Source organism: Pseudomonas putida S13.1.2 (assembly GCF_000498395.2).
Taxonomy (GTDB): Bacteria; Pseudomonadota; Gammaproteobacteria; order Pseudomonadales; family Pseudomonadaceae; genus Aquipseudomonas; species Aquipseudomonas putida_Q.
On record NZ_CP010979.1, the window covers coordinates 4,932,501 to 4,949,176 of the forward strand.

14 protein-coding genes, 1 rRNA gene and 1 pseudogene (1 of these 16 only partly in view) are annotated in these 16,676 nt (G+C 60.6%); 12 read left to right on the plus strand and 4 right to left on the minus strand.

Annotation, left to right across the window (positions count from 1 at the left end; all coding sequences use genetic code 11):
• The 3 genes from N805_RS21710 to N805_RS21720 form a co-directional block, all read right to left on the minus strand.
• Window positions 1-622: ribosomal RNA gene (locus tag N805_RS21710) — 16S ribosomal RNA — on the minus strand; it reaches 915 nt to the left of the window's first position.
• Window positions 623-1,190: 568 nt separating this feature from the next.
• Window positions 1,191-2,411 carry a CaiB/BaiF CoA transferase family protein gene (locus N805_RS21715; protein ID WP_019473441.1) on the minus strand — a complete coding sequence of 407 codons (1,221 nt, stop codon included), beginning with the start codon at window positions 2,409-2,411 and terminating at the stop codon, window positions 1,191-1,193.
• Between the two features lie 14 nt (window positions 2,412-2,425).
• Window positions 2,426-3,607, minus strand: coding sequence for an acyl-CoA dehydrogenase (locus N805_RS21720; RefSeq protein WP_016497451.1), 1,182 nt, complete (start codon window positions 3,605-3,607; stop codon window positions 2,426-2,428).
• A 161-nt stretch (window positions 3,608-3,768) separates the two neighbouring features.
• Between N805_RS21720 and N805_RS21725 the strand changes: the two genes are divergently transcribed.
• From N805_RS21725 to N805_RS21770, 10 genes and pseudogenes are all read left to right on the plus strand, one after another.
• Complete coding sequence (locus N805_RS21725; RefSeq protein ID WP_026034664.1) at window positions 3,769-4,668, plus strand: LysR family transcriptional regulator; 900 nt, start codon at window positions 3,769-3,771, stop codon at window positions 4,666-4,668.
• Between the two features lie 436 nt (window positions 4,669-5,104).
• The gene (locus tag N805_RS21730) at window positions 5,105-6,226 is read left to right on the plus strand and encodes a Re/Si-specific NAD(P)(+) transhydrogenase subunit alpha (protein WP_019473442.1); all 1,122 of its coding nucleotides are present in this window, start codon (window positions 5,105-5,107) and stop codon (window positions 6,224-6,226) included.
• 11 nt (window positions 6,227-6,237) lie between these two features.
• On the plus strand, window positions 6,238-6,552 hold the full coding sequence (locus N805_RS21735; protein WP_016484308.1) for an NAD(P) transhydrogenase subunit alpha: 315 nt from the start codon (window positions 6,238-6,240) through the stop codon (window positions 6,550-6,552).
• A gap of 2 nt (window positions 6,553-6,554) precedes the next feature.
• The gene (locus tag N805_RS21740; RefSeq protein ID WP_016484307.1) at window positions 6,555-7,991 is read left to right on the plus strand and encodes an NAD(P)(+) transhydrogenase (Re/Si-specific) subunit beta; all 1,437 of its coding nucleotides are present in this window, start codon (window positions 6,555-6,557) and stop codon (window positions 7,989-7,991) included.
• Between the two features lie 186 nt (window positions 7,992-8,177).
• Window positions 8,178-9,671, plus strand: coding sequence for an acetyl-CoA hydrolase/transferase family protein (locus N805_RS21745; RefSeq protein WP_019473443.1), 1,494 nt, complete (start codon window positions 8,178-8,180; stop codon window positions 9,669-9,671).
• 403 nt (window positions 9,672-10,074) lie between these two features.
• Window positions 10,075-10,290, plus strand: a complete 216-nt coding sequence (locus N805_RS21750) for a DUF1127 domain-containing protein (RefSeq protein ID WP_016484305.1) — start codon at window positions 10,075-10,077, stop codon at window positions 10,288-10,290.
• A gap of 304 nt (window positions 10,291-10,594) precedes the next feature.
• Window positions 10,595-10,912, plus strand: a complete 318-nt coding sequence (locus N805_RS21755; protein ID WP_019473444.1) for a DUF2388 domain-containing protein — start codon at window positions 10,595-10,597, stop codon at window positions 10,910-10,912.
• Window positions 10,913-11,000: 88 nt separating this feature from the next.
• Window positions 11,001-11,294 carry a DUF2388 domain-containing protein gene (locus N805_RS21760; RefSeq protein ID WP_019473445.1) on the plus strand — a complete coding sequence of 98 codons (294 nt, stop codon included), beginning with the start codon at window positions 11,001-11,003 and terminating at the stop codon, window positions 11,292-11,294.
• Between the two features lie 37 nt (window positions 11,295-11,331).
• A complete protein-coding gene (locus N805_RS21765) occupies window positions 11,332-11,652 on the plus strand; it encodes a DUF2388 domain-containing protein (RefSeq protein WP_019473446.1) in 321 nt (106 codons plus the stop codon).
• Window positions 11,649-13,603: pseudogene (locus N805_RS21770) on the plus strand (DUF4105 domain-containing protein). Before N805_RS21765 ends, N805_RS21770 begins: the two are co-directional and overlap by 4 nt.
• Before the next feature lie 107 nt (window positions 13,604-13,710).
• Here the strand turns inward: N805_RS21770 and N805_RS21775 are convergent.
• Complete coding sequence (locus tag N805_RS21775; RefSeq protein WP_019473448.1) at window positions 13,711-14,112, minus strand: GFA family protein; 402 nt, start codon at window positions 14,110-14,112, stop codon at window positions 13,711-13,713.
• A 267-nt stretch (window positions 14,113-14,379) separates the two neighbouring features.
• Here N805_RS21775 and N805_RS21780 point away from each other — a divergent pair, with 267 nt between their 5' ends.
• On the plus strand, window positions 14,380-15,687 hold the full coding sequence (locus tag N805_RS21780; RefSeq protein WP_019473449.1) for a CitMHS family transporter: 1,308 nt from the start codon (window positions 14,380-14,382) through the stop codon (window positions 15,685-15,687).
• Between the two features lie 69 nt (window positions 15,688-15,756).
• Complete coding sequence (locus tag N805_RS21785) at window positions 15,757-16,527, plus strand: TerC family protein (RefSeq protein WP_019473450.1); 771 nt, start codon at window positions 15,757-15,759, stop codon at window positions 16,525-16,527.
• The last annotated feature ends 149 nt before the right edge of the window (window positions 16,528-16,676 follow it).

Consider the following 16,676-nt stretch of genomic DNA (forward strand, 5'->3'; position numbering starts at 1 on the left):
CCCAGGTTGAGCCCGGGGCTTTCACATTCAACTTAACAAACCACCTACGCGCGCTTTACGCCCAGTAATTCCGATTAACGCTTGCACCCTCTGTATTACCGCGGCTGCTGGCACAGAGTTAGCCGGTGCTTATTCTGTCGGTAACGTCAAAACACTAACGTATTAGGTTAATGCCCTTCCTCCCAACTTAAAGTGCTTTACAATCCGAAGACCTTCTTCACACACGCGGCATGGCTGGATCAGGCTTTCGCCCATTGTCCAATATTCCCCACTGCTGCCTCCCGTAGGAGTCTGGACCGTGTCTCAGTTCCAGTGTGACTGATCATCCTCTCAGACCAGTTACGGATCGTCGCCTTGGTGAGCCATTACCTCACCAACTAGCTAATCCGACCTAGGCTCATCTGATAGCGCAAGGCCCGAAGGTCCCCTGCTTTCTCCCGTAGGACGTATGCGGTATTAGCGTTCCTTTCGAAACGTTGTCCCCCACTACCAGGCAGATTCCTAGGCATTACTCACCCGTCCGCCGCTGAATCGAAGAGCAAGCTCTTCTCATCCGCTCGACTTGCATGTGTTAGGCCTGCCGCCAGCGTTCAATCTGAGCCATGATCAAACTCTTCAGTTCAATACTGCTTGGGTTTTTAAGAAACCCTAAACTTGGCTCAGCAATCTCAAATGACTATGTGATTTCTCGCATGGTCACTTGTGATGCTGATAATCTTTTTGACTATCAGTCCGTACTCACAAGCACCCACACGAATTGCTTGATTCGATTTGTTAAAGAGCGTTTGGTTAAGAGCTTTTCGTCTCAACCGAGGCGCGCATTCTACGCTTTCCTCAGAGCCTGTCAAGCGTTTATTTTGAAGTTTTTTGCGAGAAACTCGTTTAGCTTCAAACACTTAACTCGCTGCGATCTCTCGTAGCGGGAGGTGAATCATACAGCGTTTAGAAGCGCTGTCAACCACCGTTTCAACCGCTTGCGATCAGTTGATCGTAGCCCTTTCAGCACCACCTTAACTACTTAACTCATTGAATCTCAAGGAGTTTGTCGTTCCGATGTCGCTGGAAGTGGGGCGCATTATAAGGGGATTCAAAACCTCGTCAACCTTTAATTTCAAGAAACCTTAATATCGGCTAAAAGCAAAGCAGGGAGGCCTGGCGGCCTCCCTGCTTTTATAGAGCACCAGCTGTTTCTAGAGCACGCCGGCCTCGCGCAAGCGCTGCACCTCACCTGCCTCCAGCCCCAGCACTTCCCCCAGCACCACCTCGGTGTGCTCACCCAGCAGCGGCGGCGCCCGCCGATACTCCACCGGCGTCTCCGACAACCGTATAGGGCTGGCTACCTGCGGCACGCTACCCGCCAATGGATGCGGAATGTTCACCGCCAACCCACGCGCCAGCACCTGCGGGTCCTGGAACATCTGCGCCAGGTCATTGATAGGCCCACACGGCACCCCCGCAGCCTCCAACTGGCCAACCCATTCGGCTGTCGTCTTGAACACCGTGGCCTGGCGAATCAGCGGAATCAGCTCGGCCCGGTTGGCCACCCGCTGCTTATTAGTAAGGAAGCGCGGATCGTCCGCCCATTGTGGCTGCCCGGCCACTTCTGCAAACTTGCGGAACTGGCTGTCGTTGCCCACGGTAAGAATGAAGTCGCCATCCGCCGTCGGGAAATCCTGGTAAGGCACGATATTAGGGTGCGCATTGCCCAGGCGCCGAGGCGGGTTGCCCGTGGTCAGGTAATTCATGGCCTGGTTCGCCAGGCAGGCTACCTGTACATCGAGCAACGCCATGTCGACATGCTGGCCCACCCCAGTCTGCTCCCGATGGGCAAGGGCGGCAAGCATGGCCACCGTGGAGTACAGCCCGGTAAGGATGTCGGTAAGCGCCACACCCACCTTGACCGGCCCGGCGCCTTCCTCACCCTCCGGGCGGCCGGTCAGGCTCATCAGCCCACCCAGCCCCTGGATCATGAAGTCATAACCCGCACGCTTGGCATACGGCCCGGTCTGGCCAAAACCGGTAATGGAGCAATAGATAAGCTGCGGGTTGATCGCCTTCAGGCTCTGGTAGTCCAGCCCGTAGGCCGCCAAACCACCCACCTTGAAGTTCTCGATGACAATATCGGACTTCGCCGCCAACTCACGCACCAGGCGCTGCCCTTCAGGCCGGGTGAAGTCGATGGTCACCGACCGCTTGTTACGGTTGGCCGACAGGTAGTAAGCCGCCTCGCTGGTGTTTTCACCCTCGGCATCCTTGAGGAAGGGCGGCCCCCACGCGCGGGTATCGTCACCACTGCCCGGGCGCTCCACCTTTATAACGTCAGCGCCCAGGTCAGCGAGAATCTGGCCAGACCATGGGCCGGCCAACACGCGCGAAAGGTCCAGCACCCGCAGATGTGATAGCGCGCCCATGGGCTGGCTCCTTATTAATAGAAGGCCTGGATACCGGTCTGCGCACGCCCCAGGATCAGAGCATGCACGTCGTGAGTACCTTCATAGGTGTTGACCACCTCCAGGTTTACCAGGTGACGGGCCACGCCAAACTCATCGGAGATGCCGTTGCCACCCAGCATGTCGCGCGCCATGCGGGCGATATCAAGCGCCTTGCCGCAGGAGTTGCGCTTCATGATCGAGGTAATTTCCACAGCAGCTGTACCTTCATCCTTCATACGCCCCAGGCGCAGGCAGCCTTGCAGTGCGAGGGTGATTTCGGTCTGCATGTCGGCCAGCTTCTTCTGGATCAGCTGGTTGGCAGCCAGAGGGCGGCCGAACTGCTGACGGTCCAGGGTGTACTGACGCGCGGTGTGCCAGCAGGCTTCGGCCGCACCCAGCGCCCCCCACGAGATGCCATAGCGGGCGGAGTTGAGGCAGGTGAACGGACCTTTGAGGCCGCGCACATCCGGGAAGATGTTCTCTTCTGGCACGAACACATTGTCCATGACCACTTCACCGGTGATCGAGGCCCGCAGGCCGACCTTGCCATGGATTGCCGGGGCGCTGAGGCCCTGCCAGCCTTTTTCCAGGACAAAGCCGCGGATATCCCCCGCATCGTCCTTGGCCCAGACCACGAATACATCAGCGATGGGGCTGTTGGTGATCCACATCTTGCTGCCGGTCAGGCGGTAACCGCCGTCGACCTTCCTGGCACGGGTGATCATCGAGCCAGGGTCGGAGCCATGGTTAGGCTCGGTCAGGCCGAAACACCCGATCCATTCGCCACTGGCCAGCTTGGGCAGGTACTTCTGCTTTTGTGCCTCGGTACCAAACTCGTTGATCGGCACCATCACCAGCGACGACTGCACGCTCATCATCGAGCGATAACCTGAATCGATACGCTCAACCTCACGGGCGATCAGGCCATAGCACACGTAGTTCAGCCCGCTGCCGCCGTATTGCTCGGGAATGGTGGCACCCAGCAGGCCAATTTCCCCCATCTCGCGGAAGATCGCCGGGTCGGTCTGCTCGTGGCGGAAGGCCTCGAGCACACGCGGGGCCAGCTTGTCCTGGGCGAACTGATAAGCGCTGTCACGCACCATGCGCTCTTCTTCAGTGAGCTGCTGATCCAGCAGCAGCGGGTCGATCCAGTGGAAGCTTGCTTTACCGGCCATGAGCGAAATCCTCGAAATAGGGGGCAGTTTCTTGTGCCTTTGAGCCTAGGCCTGATCGGCCGCCGGGACAAACGAGGATTGCGCACCAATTAGTGATAATTTGTCACTTCGTAAATCGGTAAAACACCTTATAAACAGCCTTACGAGTGAGGTTGACGTACATGCGCCGCAAGATCCCCAGCACCGCCGCCCTGGTTTGCTTCGAGGCGGCGGCGCGCCACGAGAGCTTTACCAAGGCTGCGCAGGAACTCGCGCTGACCCAGGGCGCCGTTTGTCGGCAGATTGGCGGCCTCGAGGCCTTCCTCAATGTGGAACTGTTCCGCCGTTCGCGCCGCGGCGTGAAGCTCACCGAGGCCGGGCTTTCCTACAGCCGCCAGGTTGCCGCCCAACTGGACGCCGTAGAGCGCGATACCCTTTCGGTGATGGGCCAGCAGGGCGCCAGCGTGATCGAACTGGCCGTAGTGCCTACCTTTGGTACTCAATGGCTGCTTCCGCGCCTCAAAGACTTCCAGCAACGCCATCCGGAGGTCACGGTCAATCTCACCAACCGCACCCGGCCATTCCTGTTCGCCGACACCCCCTTCGATGCCGCTATCTATTTCGGTGATGCCGACTGGTCCGGCACCCAGTCGCACCGGCTGATGGGAGAGAACCCGGTACCGGTCTGCAGCCCGGCACTGCTGGCCGGGCAGGGCATGCTTGAAGCACAGCGCATCGCCCAACTGCCATTGCTGCAGCAAAGTACGCGCCCCTACGCCTGGCGGCAGTGGTTCGGCAGTTTGGGGATGAATGTGGAACGCGACATGACAGGCCCGCGTTATGAACTATTCTCGATGCTCGCCCAGGCGGCCATACATGAAATGGGGATCGCGCTGATTCCGCCGTTCCTGATCCAGCGTGAGCTGGGGGAGGGTAGGCTGGTGGTCGCTAACAGGCATGCCCTGATCAGCGACAAGGCCTACTATCTGATGATTCCGGAGCGCAAGGTAGAGTCGGCCTCGCTGCGCGCCTTCCGCGACTGGCTGGTTAGCCAGGCCCAGGCCTACACCTCAGCAACTTGACCAAGTGCGACAAATTGACTCTGTAGTCAATTATTTTAAACACCTACAGATATAAGTATTTGTCGCATAGGCATAAACTGTTATGCCTGCCTGAAAATACTCTTTAACCCTGCTAACCACGCGGCTTTGCGGGTGATTTTGCGACATCTACCGTGCCGTAAGCGTATTGGCCAAAATATTTTTTATTTTTTCTCCTAATCTCCCAATAGCCCATGTTTGACGGGCTGCAACCTTACCGCTGCGACAAGCGGTCACAGGGTGACTTGTAGTTTTAACTTCGTTTCGCTCCATAACCGGTTGAAGGCCCCCGGGTTCGTCTGCAAAATGCTTCGCCCGCCCGGGATTCGGCGGGTCGGCGCTCCACAGCCGCCCCAGCGCACCATCCGAAGTGCGCTGGCTCATACAAAGACAAAAGGTCACCGCAGGAGAAATAGTCGTGCACATTGGTGTTCCTCTCGAGACGCAGACCGGTGAGACAAGGGTCGCTGCGACCCCGGAAACCATCAAGAAACTGATTGGCCAGGGCCATCAGGTCACCGTCCAACGGGGGGCAGGGCTCAACGCCAGCATTCCGGACAGTGCCTATGAGGCCGTGGGCGCTTCCCTTGGGAGCGCAGCCGATGCCTACGGCGCCCAATTGGTACTCAAAGTGGTCGCGCCCAACGACCAGGAGCTGGCCCTGATCAACAGTGGCAGCCTCCTGGCGGGCATGCTCAACCCCTTCAACAGTGAACTGATCGGCAAGATGGCCGAACGCGGCATCACCGCTTTCGCCCTGGAAGCCGCACCCCGCACCTCGCGGGCGCAGAGCCTGGACGTGCTGTCGTCACAGGCCAACATCGCCGGTTACAAGGCGGTGTTGCTGGCTGCCCATCACTACCCACGCTTCATGCCCATGCTGATGACCGCCGCCGGTACCGTGAAGGCCGCGCGGGTACTCATCCTGGGGGCGGGTGTTGCCGGCCTGCAGGCCATCGCCACCGCCAAGCGCCTGGGTGCGGTGATCGAAGCATCCGACGTGCGCCCGGCAGTGAAGGAGCAGATCGAGTCGCTGGGTGCCAAGTTCATCGACGTGCCTTACGAGACCGATGAGGAACGCGAGTGCGCTGAAGGCGTTGGCGGTTACGCCCGCCCCATGCCAGCCAGCTGGATGCAACGCCAGGCCCAGGCCGTGCACGAGCGCGCCAGGCAAGCGGATATCGTCATCACCACCGCACTGATCCCCGGCCGCAAGGCACCGACCCTGCTCAGTGCCGAAACCGTCGCGCAGATGAAACCCGGTTCGGTGGTCATCGACCTCGCTGCAGCCCAGGGTGGCAACTGCCCGCTCACCGTTGCTGACCAGGTAGTACGGGAGAACGGCGTGACCATCGTCGGCCCGACCAACCTGCCAGCTCAGCTGGGTGCCGATGCCTCGGCGCTGTATGCGCGCAACCTGCTGGACTTCATGAAGCTGCTGTTCGACAAAGACGGCGCGCTGGTCATCAACCTCGAAGACGACATCGTCGCGGCCTGCCTCATGTGCCGTGATGGTCAAGTTGTCCGCAAGAACGGCTAAGGAGCACGACAATGGAAGACATGCTGATTTCCCATGGCATCTACAACCTGATCATCTTCGTGCTGGCCATCTATGTGGGCTACCACGTGGTGTGGAACGTCACCCCAGCGCTGCACACGCCGCTGATGGCCGTGACCAACGCCATCTCTGCCATCGTTATCGTCGGCGCCATGCTGGCCGCCGCCCTCACCGTGACCCCCGCCGGCAAGCTGATGGGCACCCTGGCCGTGGCCCTGGCTGCGGTCAATGTGTTTGGTGGCTTCCTGGTCACCCGCCGCATGCTTGAGATGTTCAAGAAGAAAGCCAAGAACGAGGGGCAGAAGTAAGCATGAGCATGAATCTGGTAACACTTCTGTACCTGGTCGCTTCGGTATGCTTCATCCAGGCGCTCAAGGGCCTGTCGCACCCGACCACGTCGCGTCGCGGCAACCTGTTCGGCATGATCGGCATGGGCATCGCCATGCTGACCACGGTTGGCCTCATCTATAAGCTGGGCGCCGAGCTGGCTACTGCGGGTATTGGCTACGTCATCGTCGGCCTGCTGGTCGGTGGTACCGCCGGTTCGATCATGGCCAAGCGCGTCGAGATGACCAAGATGCCGGAACTGGTCGCCTTCATGCACAGCATGATCGGCCTGGCTGCGGTGTTCATCGCCATCGCCGCCGTGCTGGAGCCGCAGTCGATGGGCATCGTTGCCGCAATCACCGACCCGATCCCCACCGGTAACCGCCTGGAGCTGTTCCTCGGCGCAGCCATCGGTGCAATCACCTTCTCCGGTTCGGTGATCGCCTTCGGCAAGCTGTCGGGCAAGTACAAGTTCCGCCTGTTCCAGGGCGCACCGGTACAGTTCCCCGGCCAGCACAAACTGAACCTGATCCTCGGCCTGACCACCATCGCCTTGGGCCTGCTGTTTACCTTCACCGGTCATTACAGCGCCTTCACCCTGATGCTGGCCCTGGCCTTCGTCATGGGCGTGCTGATCATCATCCCGATCGGCGGCGCCGACATGCCGGTGGTGGTGTCGATGCTCAACAGCTATTCGGGCTGGGCAGCCGCCGGTATCGGCTTCTCGCTGAACAACTCGATGCTGATCATTGCAGGCTCGCTTGTGGGTTCGTCCGGTGCCATTCTCTCGTACATCATGTGCAAGGCAATGAACCGCTCGTTCTTCAACGTCATCCTCGGTGGCTTTGGCGGCGATACCGACGCCGGCGCCGCTCAAGGCTCGAAAGAGCAGCGCCCGGTGAAGTCCGGTTCGGCCGACGATGCCACCTTCCTGCTCAGCAACGCCGACAGCGTGATCATCGTCCCGGGTTACGGCCTGGCGGTGGCCCGTGCCCAGCACGCGCTGAAGGAGCTGACCGAGAAGCTGACCCACAACGGCGTCACCGTGAAGTATGCAATCCACCCGGTGGCGGGCCGCATGCCCGGGCACATGAACGTACTGCTGGCCGAGGCCGAAGTACCGTACGATCAGGTGTTCGAGATGGACGACATCAACGCCGAGTTTGGCCAGGCCGACGTGGTGCTGGTACTGGGCGCCAACGACGTGGTCAACCCGGCGGCGAAGAACGACCCCAAATCGCCAATCGCCGGCATGCCGATCCTCGAAGCGTTCAAGGCCAAGACCATCATCGTCAACAAGCGCTCCATGGCCAGCGGCTATGCCGGCCTGGACAACGAACTGTTCTACCTGGACAAGACCATGATGGTGTTCGGTGACGCCAAGAAAGTCATCGAGGACATGGTGAAGGCGGTGGAGTGAAAACCGCCGCTGCAAACCAATTGATATAAAGGAAGCCCCGGTCAGATTCTGCCGGGGCTTTCCTTTTATTGATCCGGATCAACGGCTCTACTTCAAGGCTTCTCATACGACCATGGTCGTGGGACGGCAATGGGCTAAATCTCTAGACTGCGCTGCAGTAGTTTCAGTAGCCCGAGATAACAATCCATGTACCGTGATCGTATCCGCTTGTCCTCCCTGCACAGCAAGGTAATGAGTGCGGCTGATGCCGCTGGTCTGATCGAGGACGGCATGACTGTCGGCATGAGCGGTTTCACCCGCGCCGGCGAAGCCAAGGCCGTACCGCATGCACTGGCCGAACGTGCCAAGCAGTCGCCACTGAAAATCAGCCTGATGACCGGCGCCAGCCTGGGCAACGACCTGGACAAGCAACTGACCGAGGCCGGCGTGCTGGCTCGCCGCATGCCGTTCCAGGTCGACAGCACCCTGCGCAAGGCCATCAACGACGGCCAGGTGATGTTCATCGACCAGCACCTGTCGGAAACCGTCGAACAACTGCGCAACCAGCAGCTTAAGCTGCCGGACATCGCCGTCATCGAAGCGGTGGCCATCACCGAGCAAGGCCACATCGTGCCAACCACTTCGGTGGGCAACTCGGCCAGCTTCGCGATCTTTGCCAAGCAGGTGATTGTCGAGATCAACCTCTCGCACAACCCCAACCTCGAAGGCCTGCACGACATCTATATCCCGACCTACCGCCCGACCCGCACGCCAATCCCGCTGGTCAAGGTCGACGACCGCATCGGCAGCACCGCCATCCCGATCGACCCGGCCAAGATTGTCGGCATTGTCATCAGCGACCAGCCAGACTCGCCGTCCACCGTACTGCCGCCGGACAACGAAACCCAGGGCATCGCCGACCACCTGATCAACTTCCTCAAGCAAGAAGTTGAAGCTGGCCGCATGACCAACAAGCTCGGCCCGCTGCAAGCCGGTATCGGCAGCATCGCCAACGCGGTGATGTGCGGCCTGATCGAGTCGCCGTTCGAAGACCTGACCATGTACTCCGAAGTACTGCAGGACTCCACCTTCGACCTGATCGACGCTGGCAAGCTGAGCTTCGCGTCGGGCAGCTCGATCACCTTGTCCGGCCGCCGCAATGCCGACGTGTTCGGCAACCTGGAGCGGTACAAGGACAAGCTGGTGCTGCGCCCGCAAGAAATCTCCAACCACCCGGAAGTGGTACGTCGCTTAGGCATCATTGGTATCAACACCGCACTGGAGTTCGATATCTACGGCAACGTCAACTCCACCCACGTGTGCGGCACCCGGATGATGAACGGCATTGGCGGCTCGGGCGACTTCGCCCGCAACGCCCACCTGGCCGTATTCGTCACCAAGTCGATTGCCAAGGGCGGCGCGATTTCCAGCGTCGTGCCGATGGTAAGCCATGTCGACCACACCGAGCATGACGTGGACATCCTGGTGACCGAGCAAGGCCTGGCCGACCTGCGTGGCCTGGCGCCACGCGAGCGGGCACGGGCGATCATCGACAACTGTGTGCACCCAGACTACCGCGCTGCGCTGAACGACTACTTCGATCGCGCCTGCCAGCGCGGCGGCCATACCCCGCACATCCTGCGTGAAGCGCTGAGCTGGCATGAGAACCTGGAAGAAACCGGGCGCATGCTGGCTAGTTGATGCAGGCGCGGCCTTGTGTCGCGATGGGGTGTACAGCAGCCCCCTTCTAACTCAGCTTTGACATCGCAATACTGGGGCCGCTCTGCGGCCCTATCGCGACACAAGACCGCTCCTACAAGACTGTGCTACACAGTTCGGCCGTCTAAAGCGACATAAACTGTTCTACTGTACCGGTTTTCTGCCGATCCCTCCCGTTCAAAACCCTATCACGACTTTAAAACGCACCATATTCGTGCAGACCAGTACAGTTGCGCCATTTTCGAGTGCAACAGTAGGGTTACACAGTTAACTGAGCCATCGTCTTACTGCATAACTGTATCTACTGTTATGGACAGCAGAGGAGGATCATTGGCATCAGTTAAATCACTACCTAATCCCGCCATAAGCGGAAGGATGAAGCATCATGGAACGTACCCTCAGTTCCGGTCTGGTTTTTGAAAGCAACGCCCAGCAATCCAACACCTCGATGCCGCTGCGCGCACTGTCCACCCTGCTGCTGTGGCAGCGCCGCATGGCCAGCCGCCGTCAACTGGCTCGCCTGGACAGCCGTCTGCTGGCCGACGCCGGCATCAGCGAGTCGCAGCGTTACGAAGAGCTGAGCAAGCCTTTCTGGCGCTAAGCACCGGCTTGCCGGCTTCGGCCGGCACCGCTAATTCCCAAACCCGTTGCAGGTAACTGCGACGGGTTTTTTATTTCCAGGCCGCACGCTAGAGCCGCTCGTAGGCTTACCAGTACAGTTTGAAATAGACCAAAAACACACAGGTACAGTTAATTGGCGTGCCGTTCATTAACCTCCACAAACAACGGCGCGTGATACGCTTGGCTTAACAGTCTGTTGAAACCCGCTGTTAAACGTACCGCGACGAGCTGTGTGAGCGTCCGATAAGCAGAACCACTCGATCCTAGTCCAGGAGTCCACCATCATGTCCCGTAAACACCTGATTGGCGCCGCCCTGATGCTGAGCCTGGCCGGCACCGCACACGCCACCAGCTTCGTTGTCACCACCGATGCCGTCGTTGGCGCAGTGGCCGCGTCCACCGATGCCACTTCCGATATCTCCTCATCGTTCCGTGACGACAAGATTGTCCAGGCCGCCCGTGACGACGCCGCCAGCTTCGTTGGCAGCCAGGGCGACATCCGCGGTGCCAAGCTGGAAAGCGCTTTCCTGCACATCCGCTCGCAGATGCCGGCCCTGCAAGCAAGCGACGCGCAACTGGCCCAGGCCATCCTGGCGCTCTGACCCCGACTGAGCCGTTCAGCTGTGCGGGTTACAACACGCACAGCTGCACCCGCCTTTGTCGCCCACGTTCCCAGCCGTTGTAGAGCCCATGCGTTATCTGTTGCCGCTGCTGTTCTCCGTTGCAGGTATGGCCAGTGCCCATGCCATGGATACCACCACGCAAAGCCTGGTCATCACTGGCTATGTCACCAGCCAGGTCACCAGCGCACCGTTTGATCGCAAACTGGTCCGCCAGGCACGCGACGATGCTGCCGCCTTCGTTGCCAGTGACGGCCAGATCCGCGGTGTGCGGCTGGAGGCCGCGCTGGAATCATTACGCCACAATTGTTCACAGCACGCCGTCGGCGATCTGGAACTGGCGCAGGCGATTCTCGTCCAATAGCTACATCTGACTCCCTGTATTTTTTCGGAGATGCTCCATGCGTAAACCGCTGATTGCCGCTACCCTCGGCATGCTGCTACTGGCCGACCTGGCCCATGCACAGACCTTGGTGGCCACCAGCAACATCATCGTGCGTGCCTTTGGCCGCTCGATCGACTTCACCTCAGACACCACCACCTCAATTCGCGACTCCAAAGTGGTACGCGAAGCCCACGATGACGCCGCCAGCTTCGTCGCCAGCAATGGCGACATTCGCGGTGTCCAGCTTGAAGCCGCCTTCAGCACCCTGCGCGAGCGTGTGCCAGAAGCACGCGGCGCCAGCGACCAGGTACTGGCCGAAGCCATCCTCGCACTGTGAACCGCATGCGTACCTGGCTGCTCGGCTGCGCCCTGACGCTGCTCGGTACGCCCGCATTGGCCGACCTGCAGCTCCAGCTGCAGGCATCCGGCCTTGACCCACAACAAACCCAAGCCACCCAGGCCCTGCTTGACGAGGCCATGGGCAAGCTGCCCCCTCGCTTCAAGCAGCAGCTGGACCGCCGCGTGCGGGTCAGCTGGAGCGACACCATGCCGGCCGATGCCTACGGCCAGGCATCGCTGGTGTCCACCCTTGAGCTCAACCGTCGCTTGCTGCCCAGCCTCACTGACGGCAGCGCAGCCACCGAGCGCACCAACCGCCCCCACGGCACAGTACGTGAAGAACTGCTGGCCACCGTGTTGCACGAGCTCACCCATATCTACGACCGCGCGCGCCTGTGGCCCGGTGCCGAAAATTCGCTGATTGCCCGCTGCAAGCGCCAGCAAGGCACGCTGGGCAAGATTGGCCTGCCCGAAGAATGCCGCGGCCAGGCCGAGCGCCGCTTCACCCTCAGCGACGACCCGCGCTTGCTCGACCTGGCCGGCTGGCAGCAGTACGTGGGCCGACGCGGCGAGCGCGAACAGCACAATGGCCAGTTCGTGCGCAGCCCGACAGTTATGAGCTGAGCAGCCCCAAGGAGTACATCGCGGTCAACATGGAGTACTTCCTCCTCGACCCGAGCTACGGCTGCCGCCGCCCGGCGCTGAACCAGTACCTGCGCGAGCACTTCGGCTGGGCACCCCAACAGGACACCTGCGCCAAGGGCCTGCCGTTCATCAACGCGGGCAGCGACTTCGCCCGCCAGCCGCTGGGTGAAATCGACCCCGAGCGAGTGTATGAAGTGGATTACCTGCTGGCCGAAGCCAACCAGAACCTGGTCAGCCGCTGGGGCCACAGCATGCTGCGCCTGGTGATCTGCAAGCCCGGCCGCCCACGCGGTCCAGACTGCCGCCTGGACCTCGACCAGAGCCTGGTGCTGTCGTACCGCGCCTTCGTCAACGACGTGCAGCTGTCCAGCTGGGACGGCCTGGTCGGTGTGTACCCCTCACGATTGTTCGTACTGCCGCTGGGCCAGGTGATCGACGAATACACCAAGACCGAACTGCGTAGCCTGGCCTCGGTACCCCTGAAGCTCAGCCGCGATGAAGTCGAGAACCTGGTGCGTCAGGCCGCCGAGATGCACTGGAGCTATGACGGCAACTATTGGTTCCTGTCCAACAACTGTGCGGTGGAGTCATTGAAACTGCTGCGCAGCGGCACCGCCAACCCACGCCTGAACGACCTCGACAGCATCATGCCCAACGGCTTGCTGGCCGTACTCAAGGGCAGGGGGCTGGCCGACACCAGCGTGCTCGACGACCCGCGCGAGGCATTACGCCTGGGCTATCGCTTCGACTCCTACCGCAACCGCTACCAGGCCATGTTCGAGGTGCTGAAGAAACAGTTACCGATCAAGCAGGCCCTGGTTGAAGACTGGCTAGCCCTGGATGCCGAACAACGCCGCCCCTGGTTCGCCAAGGCCGACCTGCGCACCAGCGCAGCGTTGCTGCTGCTGGAACAGGCCAGCTTGCGTCGGCAGCTGCTGCTGGCCCAGGACGAGGTCAAGCAGCGCTACCTGAATGCTGCGGCGCTGAAAGATGGCAGCATCAACAAGGCTGACGCGACTCTCAAGCAGATGCTCGCCAACAGCGGTTTCCTCAGCCGCCCGGCAGAGTTGCTCGATGCCAAGGGCTACGGGCTGCCACAACCTGAAGAGCGCAAGCACCTCGAGCAGGTGAGCAGCGAACGCCAGGCGCAGCTGCTGCGCTTGAGCACCAGCCTGGACAAAGAGGTGAGGGCACTGCTGGAGCCATCGCGGGCCAAGGAAATTGCCGCGGTCGAGGCCAATGTGAAGCAGATCGGTGAGCATTTGCGGGCGCTGCACAAAGCTGCCGGTGGCCTGCAATTGTGATGTTGCCGGTGCCGACCTCTTCGCGGGTGAACCCGCTCCTACAGGGGAATGCGTAGCCTGTGGGAGCGGGTTTACCCGCGAAGAGGCCAGCACAGGCAGTACAAAGCCTAAAGGCTCTCCTGCGCCTCCGAAGGCAAATCCTCATCCAGATGCAGCCAGGCCAACCGGCTGCCCACCCAGATATGCCGGTTGGCCCGCACCCGCTCCGGGTGATCCAGGGTCGCCACCGTCACATCAACCGTCTCAGGGCTGTGCGTGGTCACCAGCGCCACGTGCGCCCCACAATGCCCGCAGAAGTACCGGCTGCAACTGGCCGGCGCCACATAGCAGTTCGGTTCACCCGCCAGCCACACAAACCCCGAACGGGGTAGGGTGACCCAGGTCACCACCAGCCCGCCGCTTACCCGTCGGCAAATCGTACAGTGGCAGTGGGCAATGTCTGTCAGGTCATCCTCCAACCGGTAACGTAAGGCGCCGCAATGGCAGCCTCCTTCGGTCACATTCTGCATCACCTACCTCTCGTCGCCTTTGCCTCAGCGAAAGCTGGCTGAAAGCTTGCCCTCATAGGATAGCCCCCACTACCGGCACAAGACCGGTCAGCCAGGGCACCCGGTAAACACCGCGCCCGGCCCAATCAACAACAACAATGGTGATTCTGATGTATTCCTGTACCCGCCTTCCTGCAGTCCCCCTCCGCATGCTCCCTGCGCAGCGCCTGACGCGCTGATCCGCCCGAATCGCCTTTCTTTTCGCCGCGCCACGCCTGGAGTATTGCCATGCTGACCTTCCTCGGCTTTGCCATGGTCATCACCTTCATGTACCTGATCATGACCAAGCGCCTGTCGGCCTTGATCGCGCTGATCCTGGTACCGATCCTGTTCGCCCTGTTCGGCGGTTTCTCCGCCAAGATCGGCCCCATGATGCTCGAAGGCATCAGCAAGCTCGCACCTACTGGCGTCATGCTGATGTTCGCCATCCTCTACTTCGCCCTGATGATCGACTCCGGCCTGTTCGACCCGGCCGTGCGCAAGATCCTCAAGCTGGTCAAGGGCGACCCGCTCAAGGTTTCTGTCGGCACTGCCGTGCTGGCCCTGGTGGTCTCCCTCGACGGTGACGGCGCCACCACCTACATGATCTGCTGCGCCGCCATGCTGCCGATGTACAGCCGCCTGGGCATGAGCCCGCGGATCATGGCCGGCCTGATCATTCTCGCCGGCGGGGTGATGAACATGACCCCTTGGGGTGGCCCGACTGCACGTGCCGCCAGTGCCCTGCACGTCGACCCGTCTGACATCTTCGTGCCGATGATCCCGGCCATGTTGTTCGGCGTGGTGGCGATCCTGGCCATTGCGTACATGTACGGCAAGCGTGAACGTGCCCGCCTGGGCGAACTGCACCTGCCGACCGACGACATCGACCACAGCGAAATCACCGTTTCGCAATTCCCGGAAGCACGCCGGCCCAAGCTGCTGTACTTCAACGGTGCCCTGACCGCCGCCCTGATGGTCGCGCTGATCGCCGGCTTACTGCCGCTGCCCGTGCTGTTCATGATCGCCTTCAGCATCGCCATGATCGTCAACTACCCGTGCCTGCAGCAGCAGAAGGACCGCATCGCCGCCCACGCCGGCAGCGTGCTGGCCGTGACCGGCCTGATCTTCGCCGCCGGCATCTTCACCGGCATCCTGTCGGGTACCGGCATGGTCGACGCCATGTCCAAAAGCCTGCTGGCGGTCATCCCCGAAGCGCTGGGCCCCTACCTGGCGGTAATCACCGCGATCGTGAGCATGCCGTTCACCTTCTTCATGTCCAACGATGCCTTCTACTACGGCGTATTGCCCGTGCTGGCCGAAGCCGCCAGCCACTACGGCATTACCCCGGTGGAAATGGCCCGTGCGTCGATCGTCGGGCAACCGGTACACCTGCTCAGCCCACTGGTACCCTCCACCTACCTGCTGGTGGCCCTGGCCGGTATCGAGTTCGGCGATCATCAGCGCTTCACGCTCAAGTGGGCAGTGCTGGTATGCCTGTGCATAATGCTCGCCGCACTGCTGATGGGGATTTTCCCGCTGTTCAGTAGTCTTTAATAAATACGTATCACCTACGCGACGCGCCCTGACCGGGGCGCGTTGCCATTACCGCTCGAAGGAAATTACATGGAATGGCTGACCAGCCCGGAAATCTGGGTTGCCTTTTTTACCCTCACCGCGCTTGAGATCGTCCTCGGGATCGACAACATCATCATGATCTCGATCCTGGTCAGCCGCATGCCCAAGCACATGCAGCCGCGCACCCGGATCTTCGGCCTGGCCCTGGCCATGGTCACCCGTATCATGCTGCTGCTGTCGATTACCTGGGTCATGCGCCTAACTGCCGACCTGTTCGTGGTATTCGGCCAGGGCATCTCCGGGCGGGACCTGATCCTGTTCTTCGGTGGCCTGTTCCTGCTATGGAAGAGCTCGCAAGAGATCTACCACGGCCTGGAAGGCGAAGATGAAAGCCCGGATGAGCCCAAAGGCGCGGGTGGCAAGTTTTTCTATACCATCATCCAGATCGCCATCATCGACATCGTGTTCTCGCTGGACTCGGTAATCACCGCAGTGGGCATGGTATCTCACGTGCCGGTGATGATCGCCGCCATCGTCGTAGCCGTGCTGGTGATGATGCTCTGCGCCGGTGCCATCAGCAATTTCATCGACAAACACCCGTCGCTGAAGATGCTCGCACTGTCGTTCCTGATCGTGGTCGGTACCGTGCTGATCGCCGAGGCTTTCGAGGTGCACGTACCAAAGGGCTACGTCTACTTCGCCATGGCATTCTCGCTGGCAGTGGAAGCTATCAACATCCGCATGCGCACCGCCTCGGCCCGCAAGAAAGGCACAGAGCATGACCCGGTGAAACTGCGCAAAGACATTCCAGGTCAATAAAACCAGGAAGTGCAGGACACAAAAGGGCCCTTCGGGGCCCTTTTGCATACCCACCTTCCTGAAGAGGGCCTGCACAGGCAATCATTCATGTGAGCTCTGTTTCAAATAAATGACTGCCATGCGAAGCTGGCGACAGCTGCGCAAAACAA

What these genes read in the sequence shown, in the direction of transcription:
- N805_RS21775 (WP_019473448.1), bottom strand. Translation starts at nt 14,112, where the DNA reads ATGCAGAATGTGACCGAAGGAGGCTGCCATTGCGGCGCCTTACGTTAC.
- N805_RS21725 (WP_026034664.1), top strand. Translation starts at nt 3,769, where the DNA reads ATGCGCCGCAAGATCCCCAGCACCGCCGCCCTGGTTTGCTTCGAGGCG.
- N805_RS21755 (WP_019473444.1), top strand. Translation starts at nt 10,595, where the DNA reads ATGTCCCGTAAACACCTGATTGGCGCCGCCCTGATGCTGAGCCTGGCC.
- N805_RS21785 (WP_019473450.1), top strand. Translation starts at nt 15,757, where the DNA reads ATGGAATGGCTGACCAGCCCGGAAATCTGGGTTGCCTTTTTTACCCTC.
- N805_RS21720 (WP_016497451.1), bottom strand. Translation starts at nt 3,607, where the DNA reads ATGGCCGGTAAAGCAAGCTTCCACTGGATCGACCCGCTGCTGCTGGAT.
- N805_RS21765 (WP_019473446.1), top strand. Translation starts at nt 11,332, where the DNA reads ATGCGTAAACCGCTGATTGCCGCTACCCTCGGCATGCTGCTACTGGCC.
- N805_RS21735 (WP_016484308.1), top strand. Translation starts at nt 6,238, where the DNA reads ATGGAAGACATGCTGATTTCCCATGGCATCTACAACCTGATCATCTTC.
- N805_RS21750 (WP_016484305.1), top strand. Translation starts at nt 10,075, where the DNA reads ATGGAACGTACCCTCAGTTCCGGTCTGGTTTTTGAAAGCAACGCCCAG.
- N805_RS21760 (WP_019473445.1), top strand. Translation starts at nt 11,001, where the DNA reads ATGCGTTATCTGTTGCCGCTGCTGTTCTCCGTTGCAGGTATGGCCAGT.
- N805_RS21780 (WP_019473449.1), top strand. Translation starts at nt 14,380, where the DNA reads ATGCTGACCTTCCTCGGCTTTGCCATGGTCATCACCTTCATGTACCTG.
- N805_RS21715 (WP_019473441.1), bottom strand. Translation starts at nt 2,411, where the DNA reads ATGGGCGCGCTATCACATCTGCGGGTGCTGGACCTTTCGCGCGTGTTG.
- N805_RS21740 (WP_016484307.1), top strand. Translation starts at nt 6,555, where the DNA reads ATGAGCATGAATCTGGTAACACTTCTGTACCTGGTCGCTTCGGTATGC.
- N805_RS21745 (WP_019473443.1), top strand. Translation starts at nt 8,178, where the DNA reads ATGTACCGTGATCGTATCCGCTTGTCCTCCCTGCACAGCAAGGTAATG.